General features: G+C 67.1%; 8 protein-coding genes. 4 read left to right on the top strand and 4 right to left on the bottom strand.

Annotated elements, in window-relative coordinates; translation table 11 throughout:
* Positions 1-13: 13 nt before the first annotated feature.
* Both IFE19_RS11105 and IFE19_RS11100 read right to left on the bottom strand, forming a co-directional pair.
* Positions 14-2,521, bottom strand: coding sequence for a TonB-dependent receptor (locus tag IFE19_RS11105; protein ID WP_207822303.1), 2,508 nt, complete (start codon positions 2,519-2,521; stop codon positions 14-16).
* 202 nt (positions 2,522-2,723) lie between these two features.
* Positions 2,724-4,799 (bottom strand): TonB-dependent receptor domain-containing protein, encoded by a 2,076-nt coding sequence (locus tag IFE19_RS11100; RefSeq protein ID WP_207822302.1) that lies wholly within the window; start codon positions 4,797-4,799, stop codon positions 2,724-2,726.
* A 129-nt stretch (positions 4,800-4,928) separates the two neighbouring features.
* Here IFE19_RS11100 and IFE19_RS11095 point away from each other — a divergent pair, with 129 nt between their 5' ends.
* Genes IFE19_RS11095 through tdh form a run of 3 tightly spaced genes read left to right on the top strand, consistent with a single transcriptional unit; the run spans position 4,929 to position 8,080 of the window.
* Positions 4,929-5,786 carry a DUF4232 domain-containing protein gene (locus tag IFE19_RS11095; RefSeq protein WP_207822300.1) on the top strand — a complete coding sequence of 286 codons (858 nt, stop codon included), beginning with the start codon at positions 4,929-4,931 and terminating at the stop codon, positions 5,784-5,786.
* A 45-nt stretch (positions 5,787-5,831) separates the two neighbouring features.
* A complete protein-coding gene (locus tag IFE19_RS11090) occupies positions 5,832-7,034 on the top strand; it encodes a glycine C-acetyltransferase (protein ID WP_207822298.1) in 1,203 nt (400 codons plus the stop codon).
* Positions 7,034-8,080 (top strand): L-threonine 3-dehydrogenase, encoded by a 1,047-nt coding sequence (gene tdh / locus IFE19_RS11085; protein WP_207822295.1) that lies wholly within the window; start codon positions 7,034-7,036, stop codon positions 8,078-8,080. Before IFE19_RS11090 ends, tdh begins: the two co-directional genes overlap by 1 nt.
* Before the next feature lie 58 nt (positions 8,081-8,138).
* Here the strand turns inward: tdh and IFE19_RS11080 are convergent, their stop codons facing one another.
* Positions 8,139-8,543, bottom strand: coding sequence for a hypothetical protein (locus IFE19_RS11080; RefSeq protein WP_207822293.1), 405 nt, complete (start codon positions 8,541-8,543; stop codon positions 8,139-8,141).
* 140 nt (positions 8,544-8,683) lie between these two features.
* Between IFE19_RS11080 and rlmJ the strand changes: the two genes are divergently transcribed.
* Positions 8,684-9,505, top strand: a complete 822-nt coding sequence (rlmJ, locus tag IFE19_RS11075) for a 23S rRNA (adenine(2030)-N(6))-methyltransferase RlmJ (protein ID WP_207822291.1) — start codon at positions 8,684-8,686, stop codon at positions 9,503-9,505.
* Here the strand turns inward: rlmJ and IFE19_RS11070 are convergent.
* On the bottom strand, positions 9,502-9,819 hold the full coding sequence (locus IFE19_RS11070) for an antibiotic biosynthesis monooxygenase family protein (RefSeq protein WP_207822289.1): 318 nt from the start codon (positions 9,817-9,819) through the stop codon (positions 9,502-9,504). The two genes, rlmJ and IFE19_RS11070, sit on opposite strands and share 4 nt — an antisense overlap.
* Positions 9,820-9,860: the final 41 nt, after the last annotated feature.

The following is a 9,860-nucleotide window of genomic DNA, read 5'->3' as shown; positions in this document are numbered from 1 at the left end:
GGCCTTTTTCTTATCAGAACAGGATCTTGCGGAAACTGACCCGGAAGGTCCGGCCCAGCGGGTCCAGATAGTCGGGCTGGTAGGCTAGCGGCGTCTCACCCAGGCCGTTCCGCACGTCCAGCTTCTGGTCGAAGATGTTGTCGATGCCGACGCTGACCCGCGCCCCCTTCAGCCACGGATACTTCGCCACCAAGGTCTGACGCGACGACAGGTCGGCGAACAGGTTCAGGTTCACCGTCGTCAGATCCGAGAAGGTCAGGTCGCTGGCGTCGTCGCCGCCGTTGATCCGCGTGGACTCCTTCCAGTTGGCGTTCAGGAAGCCGCCCATGCCGCTCTTGAACAGGCCCATCTGGAACTGGACTTCATTGCGCGACTGACCGCCGCGTGCGCCCGTGGCCGCGCCGTCCAGCAGGTCGAGCACCGGCAGGCCGTCGCGGATCGTGATCTCGTCCTGGATGCGATAGGTGTGGTACAGCGAGACATTGAAGCGGCCCTGGCCGGGCTGCATCGCCGGGCCGCGTCCGCCGCGTCCTCCGCCGCCCATCTGCATCCGCATGCCGCCGCCGGGCGGAGGGCCGCCTTCGACGCGCATGGTGACGGGCCCGCCGCCACCCGGACCACCGCCGCCCGGGCCGCGCTGACCCATCCGCGCCGCCGCCGCCGGATCGGGCTTGCCAAACGGGGTCGAGAAGTTCAGGCCCCAGCGGATTTCCTGCTGCTCGGCCTTCTGGAAGTTCAGCGGGCGGGCGTCGATGGACTGCAGAACGCCATTTACGCGCGTGAAGCGCTCGGGCAGGGCGGCTTCCAGTTCCGGGGTGATGGTCGGGAAGGCGGCGATGGATCCCTCGACCTCGGTGCGGCTGTAGTTGGCCGTCAGGCGTAGGTCCTTGTCCTTCAGCGGCGTGAAGTTGAAGCCCAGCTTCAAGATGCGCTTGGTTTCCTCGGACAGACCCGCGTTGCCGCCCTCGATGCGGGTGATGTTGACCGACTGGCCGGTGGCGAAGTCATAGACCGGCACGTTTGGGGTCGAGATGGTCGGGTCGTTCAGTTGCGACATCGATGGAGCATTCTGCTCGTCCGACCAACTGGCGGTGAAGCTGACCGGGCTCCAGGGCGACCAGTTCAAGCCCAGTGTATAGGCGCTCAGGCCGCCGAAATCGGACAGGTCCTGATAGGCCAGGTTCAGGTTGGCCGACAGGTCGCCCAGAACGCCCAGGACCTCGCGGTCGCGGCTGGCGATGGGCAGGTTGAAGTTGCCCGAGGCGCTGGTCCGGTCGCGCGACAAGGAGCGCTCCGAGAAGACTCCGGAGCGCACGCTCTCGGAGTCCAGCGTCTGGGTGTCGAAGCCGACCTTGAAGGTCGAGGTCAGGGCCCCGGCCGGGCCCTCCCAGGCGGCGCCGTTGATGACGCCTTCGAGGTTGCCGCTGCTGGACACGGACCGGGCGGTGTCGAAGGGAAGGCGCGGCAACAGGTCTGCATCGCCGAACGGGTCGATCGTTCCCGCCGACACCCCGGTTTGCAGGGCGTCCTGATCCAGGCCGCGACCGGTGCGGGTCTTGGTTTCTGTGCGGTCGTAGGTTCCAGTCAGCGTCCAGCGCCAGTCGCCCAGGTAGCCGTCCACCAGGGCTCCGACCTTGCCCGCCAGGGTATCGGTGGTGCGCGACAGGGCGTCGGGCGCGTTCAGATAGAGTTGCTCCGTGACGGTGGACGGCGGCACGACCAACTGCACACCTGGCAGGCCTTGATAGGACAGTCGCGAGGTGTCCTCCAGGCTGGCGCTCAGCGTCAGGGCGGTGGTGTCGTTCAGGTCGCGCACCACCGAACCGGCGACCGAAGCCTGTTCCTGTTTGGGCAGAAGGGTGCGGTAGGCGGTGGGGTCGCCGTTTTCCCGCTGAATGTCACGCTCGGTTTCGTACAGCGGGCTGTCGTTCTCGTATTCGAGATCCAGTGTCGCGCGCTGTTTACCGGCGATGCGCAGGATGTTGCTTTCCAGATCGCTGACCGTGCGGCCGCCCTCGTCCGGGCGGCGGGCGCTGGCCTGAAGGGTCAGGGAGCGGAAATCGGCCTTGAGGACGAAGTTCACCACCCGCTGGTCGGCGCTGTAGCCGTAGGAGAGGGCGGTTTCTTCCGGCAGGATTTCGGTGCGCTCGATGGCCTCGGGCGGGATGCCGCGGATTTCCTGGAAGCCCGAGATGCGCCGGCCATTGACCAGGAAGACCGGCGAGCCGCCGCGCGAGCTGCGCGTCACCGGCTCAAGCAGGGTCATCAGCTCCTGGATGCTGCTGGCGCCATAGGCCTTGAGCTGCTCTTCATCCAGCACCAGTTCGGGTTCATAATCGCCAAGGGCCGCGCCGCGCCTCTTGGTCGATACGGCCTGGATCTCGCCCAGGTCATAGGCTTCCTGGTCCTCAATGGCCGGAACGACGGGGGTCTGGCTCTGTGTCGCTTGCGCGGTTGCCGGCGTTGTCGCGGCGGCCGGATCGAGAGAGGCGAGGGCAAGCAGCAGGGCGGCGGGTGACATGAAGAGTCCTGGTAGCGACCACGAAAGAACCGGTCCGCCTGTCTGGATACCGATGTGCGCCGAATGGTGACGCTTTCGCCCGTCAGGATTAAACCTTTGTAATGACGGGCCGGATCTGGACGAAGCCGACAGACCCTAAACGGCACGAGGGACGGAATCCGTCGGACCCGTCCCTCGCTTTTTTCGCCGATGCGAAATGAAATCAGAAGCGGGCGCGGACCCCCACCACCAGGTTGCGGCCCCGCTGCGGCGCGGTCTCTGCCAGGAAGGAGGCGTGGTTCAGCGCCAGTTCGTCCAGCAGGTTGGTTCCGCGCAGGAAGACCTGCGACTTCACCCCGGCCAGCTCGACGTCATAGGCCACGGTGGCGTTGACCATGTTGTAGCCCGGCGTCTCGCGCTCGAAGGCGGCGATGTCGTTCTGCTTGAAGGTGCGGCTGTATTCGACATCGCCGGACCATGGCCCTGAGAAGGCCTCGGCGCGGACGCCGACGCGGGCGGCGGGGATACGGGGCAGGGCGCCGCCGCCGCCCTTCAGCTCCCCGCGCACATAGTCGCCGAACACCGTGGCCGACAGCCAGGGGGTCAGCTGCTGGCGCACCTCGCCTTCGACGCCGGTGAAGGTCGCGTCGGCCTGGCTGTACTGGATCAGGCGGAAGTCCTCGAACTGGTCCAGCGTCCGGGCGAAGATGTAGTCGTCGTAGATGTAGTGATAGGCGCTGACCGAGGCGGTGGTCGAACCCGCCGTCTTGCGCAGGGTCAGCTCCAGGGCGTTGGCCGTTTCGACGTCCAGGCTGCTGTCGCCGATCTCATAGGTGTTGGTCGCCAGGTGAACGCCGTCGGCATAGAGCTCCTGGGCCGAGGGGGCGCGTTGCGAGCGCGACAGCGAGACGGCGCCGGTCCAGCCGGGCATGAAGTGCCAGACCGCCGAACCCGAGATCGAGAAGGGCTTGTGCTCGGTATCGGCCAGACCGATGGCCGAGGCCTCCTGCCATTCCTGACGCAGGGCGCCCTCGAAATGCCAGTCGCCCAGTTCGTACTCCTCCATCACGAACAGGCCGGTGTTTTTCGTCGTGCTGGGAGCCAGGAAACTCTCCTCGCCGACGGCGGCGAAGTCGCTCTTGCTCAGCTGCAAGCCGACCACGCCCTTGAACCCGGCGATCTCGCGGTGCTGGACCTCGATGCGGCCGTCGTAGCCCTCGTTGGTGAAGGTGGTCGAGACGACGCCTTCCTCCAGTTCCTGATGCTGGTAGTCGGTGTAGCCGGCGCGCAGGCGGACGTTCTCGATGCCGGGCAGGGGATCGCGCAGTTCGCCGCGCAGATCGAAGCGGCGGCTCTTCAGCCGGACCTCGGGCACGCCGTGGTCGTGATCGTGCTCCTCGCCCTCTTCGTGATCGTGGCCGTCGTGGTCGTGGTCGTCGTGGCCGCCGCAATGCAGGTGGTCGCCGTGCGGGTGGCAGCCCTCGTACTCATGGGTGTGGCCCGCCAGACCATAGCGGCTGGTCTGCTCCGTATAGGCCGCGCCCAGATAGCCGCGCGACCCGATCCAGGAGGCGCCGAGCGTCGCGGTCGAGGTCTCGTTGTAGGAACCGTCCAGACGCGGTTCGTCCCAGTCAGGGACCTTGTAGTCGTCGGCCTTGCGCGCCGCCGCCTCGATGCGGACGGCGAAGTGTCCGGCGCCGACCGTGGCGCCGACCACGCCGGCCTCTTCATTGTCGACCGAGCCGCGACGGTATTCGACCACGGCCTCGCCGCCGTTGGCCGGGACGCGGGTCGGGATCTTCTTGTCCAGCAGGTTGACCGCGCCGCCGATGGCGCCGCCGCCGTAAAGCAGGGCCGAGGGGCCGCGCAGGATCTCGATGCCTTCCAGCAAAAGGGGTTCGCCGGAGATGGCGTGGTCCGGCGAGACTTCGGAGGCGTCCATCAGGCCAGCGCCTTCGCTCAGCACCTTGACCCGCGGGGCGGCCTGACCGCGCACCACCGGGCGGCTGGCGCCGCCGCCGAAGGTGTCGGAGTTGACGCCGGGAATGCCGCTGAGCGTGTCGCCCAGGGTCGACTGACGACGGTGGACCAATTCGTCGCCGCTCAGCAGGGCGACGTGCGAGCCCACATCGTCGCCAGCGCGGCCCAGAGGCAGGGCGCGGACGACCACGTCGGCGATCTCGGTCGGATCATCCTGTTGCACCGTCTGGATCACGTCGTCAGCGGCGAAGGCGGAAGTCGAAAGGGCGGCGGCCCCGGCGGCGGTCAGAAGGAAGGTTTGAAGTCGCAAGGCACGCATCCCCGTTACAATGTCGGGAGTTTGATATGTTATAGTGTATCACTACGCAACCGCTCCGCTCGATTTCTTTGCAAGCGGAGCCTTTGGTCAGATGCGGCGTTGGGATCGGACCCACTCAGAGAGACGCTCATGACCCGTTCCGCTGTTGCGCTGTTGTCCTGTCTCAGCCTGACCGTGGCCGCCTGTTCGCAAGAGACGCCACCCGCGCCGACGTCGCCGGTGGAAGCGCCGATGGCCCAGACCGCCGCCGCTGTCGGCTATGCCTGCGAGAGCGGCAAGACCATCGCCGTGACCTATCCGGACACGGAGACGGCGCGCTTGTCATACGACGGGCGCGACTATGTTCTGACCAGCGCGGTCTCGGCCAGCGGCGCCCGCTACGCCGGGCAGGGGCTGGAATGGTGGACCGCCAGCCGAAATGGCCAGGAGAGCGGGATGCTCAGCCGACTGGGACCGAACGATCAGGCCGGCGGGGCGGTGATCGAGCGGTGCAGCCGTCCGGTCGCGGCCCTGGCCCCGGCGCCGGTTGGCCCTTGCACGGGATCGGATCTCAGGTTGTCGGTTGAGGGCGGCGACGCGGGCATGGGCAATCGTGTGACGGTCCTCGCCTTGCAGAATATCGGGGCGCGGGCCTGTAGCCTGACCGGCTATCCCACAGTGACCCTGGCCGACGCGAACGGCAGCGCCCTGACCACGGTCAAGACGGTGCAAGAGCCGGGCAACTATTTCGCCAAGGGGGTGGCGCCGACGCCGGTCGCCCTGGCGCCCCAGGCCAAGGCCTTCTTCGATCTGGCCTGGAACGTCGTGCCGCATGAAGCCGAGGGCGAGACGACCTGTCCCGAGGCCAAGACCCTGCGTCTGACGCCGCCCGGCGACACGCCTGGGGTCAGTCTGTCGTTCACCCTGACGCCGTGCGGGGGGCAAATTCGTGTCAGCCCGTTTCGGTCGGTCGTCGACGCCTCAGCCGGTCCTGCCCCGAGCGCCTGAAAACAGGGGTTCAAACCTGCCTGAATTCAGCGTAGCGGAGCAATCATGACCCAGAATACGAATTCGGTCTTCTACGACCGCATCTCCGCCGAACTGGCCGACATCGACGCCCAGGGGCTGACCAAGCCCGAGCGCGTCATCGCCTCGCGTCAGGGGCCGGTGATTTCGGTGAACGGCCGCGACGTCCTGAACTTCTGCGCCAACAACTACCTTGGCCTCGCCGGTGACGAGCGCGTCACCCAGGCGGGCATCAAGGCGATGGAGAAGTGGGGCGCGGGCACGGCCTCGGTCCGCTTCATCTGCGGCACGCTGGAGATCCACAAGGAGCTGGAACGCGCCATCGCCGACTACCTCGGCTTTGAAGACACCATCTTGTTCGCCGCCGCCTTCGACGCCAATGGCGGCATCTTCGAGCCCCTGTTCACCGAGGCCGACGCCATCGTCTCGGACAGCCTGAACCACGCTTCGATCATCGACGGCGTGCGTCTGTGCAAGGCCAAGCGCTACCGCTTCGCCACTTCGGACATGGCCGATCTGGAGGCCCAACTGAAGCAGGCCCGGGCCGACGGCGCGCGCGAGATCATCATCGCCACCGACGGCGCCTTCTCGATGGACGGCTACATCGCCAAACTGAAGGACATCCGCGCTCTGGCCGACCAGTACGGCGCCCTGATCATGGTCGACGACTGCCACGCTACCGGCTTCCTGGGCGAGAAGGGGCGCGGCTCCTACGCCTGGAACGAGGTCGAGGTGGACTTCGTCACCGGCACCTTCGGCAAGGCCCTGGGCGGCGCCATGGGCGGCTTCATCTGCGCCAAGGCTGATGTCGTGGCCCTGCTGAAGCAGCGCGCGCGGCCTTACCTTTTCTCCAACGCCCTGGCGCCCGCCGTGTGCGGTTCGTCGCTGGAGGCCATCCGCATCGCCGCGGGCGAGGAGGGCGACGCCCTGCGCGCCCAGCTGTTCGCCAACGCCGCGCGCTTCCGCTCGGCCATGACGGCGGCGGGTTTCACCCTGCAGCCGGGCGAGCACCCCATTATCCCCGTCATGCTGGGCGACGCCAAGCTGGCGCAGGACATGGCGGCGCGGATGCTGGAACTGGGCGTCTATGTCATCGGCTTCTCGTTCCCGGTGGTGCCGCGCGGTCAGGCTCGCATCCGCACCCAGATGTCGGCGGCGCACACCTTTGAACAGATCGACGCTGCCGTGGCGGCGTTCACGACCGCCGGTAAAGAACTGGGAGTGATTTGATGACCCAATCCATGAAGGCCCTGGCCAAGACCAAGCCGGGCGTCGGCCTTGAGATGATCGACGCCCCGATCCCCGTGGCGGGCGACGAGGACGTGCTGATCCGCGTCCACCGCACCGCCGTCTGCGGCACCGACATCCACATCTGGAACTGGGACGAGTGGTCCCAGAAGAATGTTCCGGTGCCCATGATCACGGGCCACGAGTTCGCCGGTGAGATCGTCGCCATCGGCAAGGACGTGGATCGCCGCCTGAAGGTCGGCCAGCGCGTCTCGGCTGAAGGTCACGTCATTGACCTGAACTCCGAAGCGGCCCGCGCTGGTCACTTCCATCTGGACCCCGACACCCGCGGCATCGGCGTGAACCGCCAGGGCGCCTTCGCCGAATACGTAGTGGCCCCGGCCTTCAACGTCATCGAGCTGCCCGACGACGTGCCCTATGAGATCGGCTCGATCCTGGACCCGTTCGGCAACGCCGTGCACACGGCGCAGCAGTTCGACCTGCTGGGCGAGGACGTCCTGGTCACCGGCGCCGGCCCCATCGGCATGATGGCCGCCGCCGTGGCGCGCCACGCGGGCGCCCGCACCGTGGTTCTGACCGATATCAATGATTTCCGCCTGGAACTTGCACAGAAGGTTGCGCCGGGCGTGCGCACGGTGAACACCACCAAGGAAGACCTGCGCGACGTCATGCACGAGCTGGGCCTGAAGGTTGGCTTCGACGTGGCGCTGGAGATGTCGGGCTCGCCCATCGCCTTCAAGCAGTGCGTCGACACCCTGATCATGGGTGGCGGCATGGCCCTGCTGGGCATTCCGTCCAAGCCGATGGAGACGGACTGGGGCACGATCATCCTGAAGGCCCTGACCATCAAGGGCGTCTATGGGCGTGAGATGTTCACCACCTGGCGCAAGATGCTGGGACTGTTGAAGGCCGGTCTGGACCTGACGCCGCTGATCACCCACCAGATGCCCTATCAGGACTTCCAGCAGGGCTTCGAGGCCATGAAGTCCGGCCAGTCCGGCAAGGTCGTCCTGAACTGGGCCGACTGATCCGTTCCTGATGCGAACTCAAGGGCCCCCTGACCGCAAGGCAGGGGGCCTCTTCGTATCAAGCCAGGGCCGAGCGCTGGCTGGTGGCGCGGAAGACGATCGCCACGAACAGAACCATCGACAGCAGGGTCAGGCTGGGGCCGACCATCAGGCCCAGATTGGCGGCGGCTTGCAGGCCGGGGCCACCCAGCAGCTTGGCCGCCAGGGCGGGCATGAAGATCAGCAGGCCGACCAACGTGATCCAGAAGTGGATGGCGGGCAGCCACCCATGCGCCGCGCCCGGCTGAACCCGGTAGAACAGGCTATAGAGCGCCATGGACACCCAGCCCAGCAGGTTGATGTGGGCGTGGACCGGCGAAGCGGCGAACTGCTCGGTCGCCCCCATCCAGTAGCCCAGGCTCATGCCGATCAAGGCGAACAGGACCGCCAGTCGGAGAAAGCGGTTGGAGAGGCGATAGTCCATCGGCGTGTCCTCATTCCGACGCGTGTCTGCGCGAGGCGCGGCAATGACGCATAACGGCGGTGTGTCAAAATGAAACAAGCGTCATTTCTGTCGCGAGGCCAGGGCTTGACCCGGAGCCCGGACCGGGAGACGGAGCGGGCATGAATTATCGCCACAGCTTTCATGCCGGAAACTTCGCCGACCTGGTCAAGCACGCCCTGGTGCTCTGGCTGCTGAAGGAGCGGCAGGAGAGGGGACCGGTCACGGTCATCGACACCCATGCGGGCGCGGGCCTCTATGACCTGTCGGGCGACGGGGCCCGGTCGAAGGAAGCCGAGGCGGGCGTGGCGCGCTTGATGACCGTCGGGGACCGGCCGCCGCTGATCGAGGCCCTGGCCGTCGAGGTGGCGGCGCTGAACCCGGACGGCGGCGCGCGCTTTTATCCGGGGTCGCCGCTGCTGATCGCGCGGGCGCTGAAAGGCGGCGATCGCTACCTGGGGTTCGAGTTCAACCCGCCGGTCCAGGAGATGCTGACTGAGGCGCTGGCGGACTGGTCCGCCGCCGAAGGGCGCGCGGGCGACGGCTATGTCGAGGCGCTGAAGGCGGCCAAGGCGACCAAGGGACCGCTGGTCCTGATCGACCCGCCGTTCGAGCGGCCCGACGACTACGTGCGCTCGGCCGAGACCGCCGCCGCCATCCTGCGCCATGACCGTACGGCGACGGTGGCCGTCTGGACCCCCTTGAAGGACATGGAGACCTTCGACGGCTTCATCCGCCGGTTGGAGGAGGCCAGGATCGGTCGGGTTCTGGTGGCCGAGGCGCGCCTGCGTCCGCTGAACAATCCGATGAAGATGAACGGCTGCACCATGACGGTGATCAATCCGCCCTCGGGCGCGGAAGCCGCCGCCGCCGAGATCTGCGGCTGGGTGGCGGCGACCCTGGGCGAGGCGGGCGCGCGGGCCGAGGTCTGGCGCGCGGGCTAGGCTTCGACGACCTCGCCGGGTTCGTAGAGGTGGGGCTCGAAGGTGGCGAGGGCCAGGATCGGCCCCATGGCCGCCACGACGCTGGGATGACGGGTCATGACCTTCCAGTCCGTGGCGCTGGCCCAGACGGCGTGATTGGCCACAACCCGTCCGTTCAGCCCGCGATGCAGGGTGCCTGAGACGAAGCCGGGCAGGGCGCGCTGCACCTGGGCCAGGGCCGTCAGATGCTCGATCAACTCGTCCTGACGACGCGCGTCGCACTTGAAGACATTGATCAGGACGACCGGGGAATTGTCGTGCGCGTGGGCGGTCATGCAGGGCGGCCTCGTTGCAATCGCCCGACTTCTACCCCAAT

This window comes from Brevundimonas pondensis, assembly GCF_017487345.1.
GTDB lineage: Bacteria > Pseudomonadota > Alphaproteobacteria > Caulobacterales > Caulobacteraceae > Brevundimonas > Brevundimonas pondensis.
The sequence above is the reverse complement of the archived record's forward strand: the minus strand, read 5'-3'. Positions and strand labels throughout refer to the sequence as shown.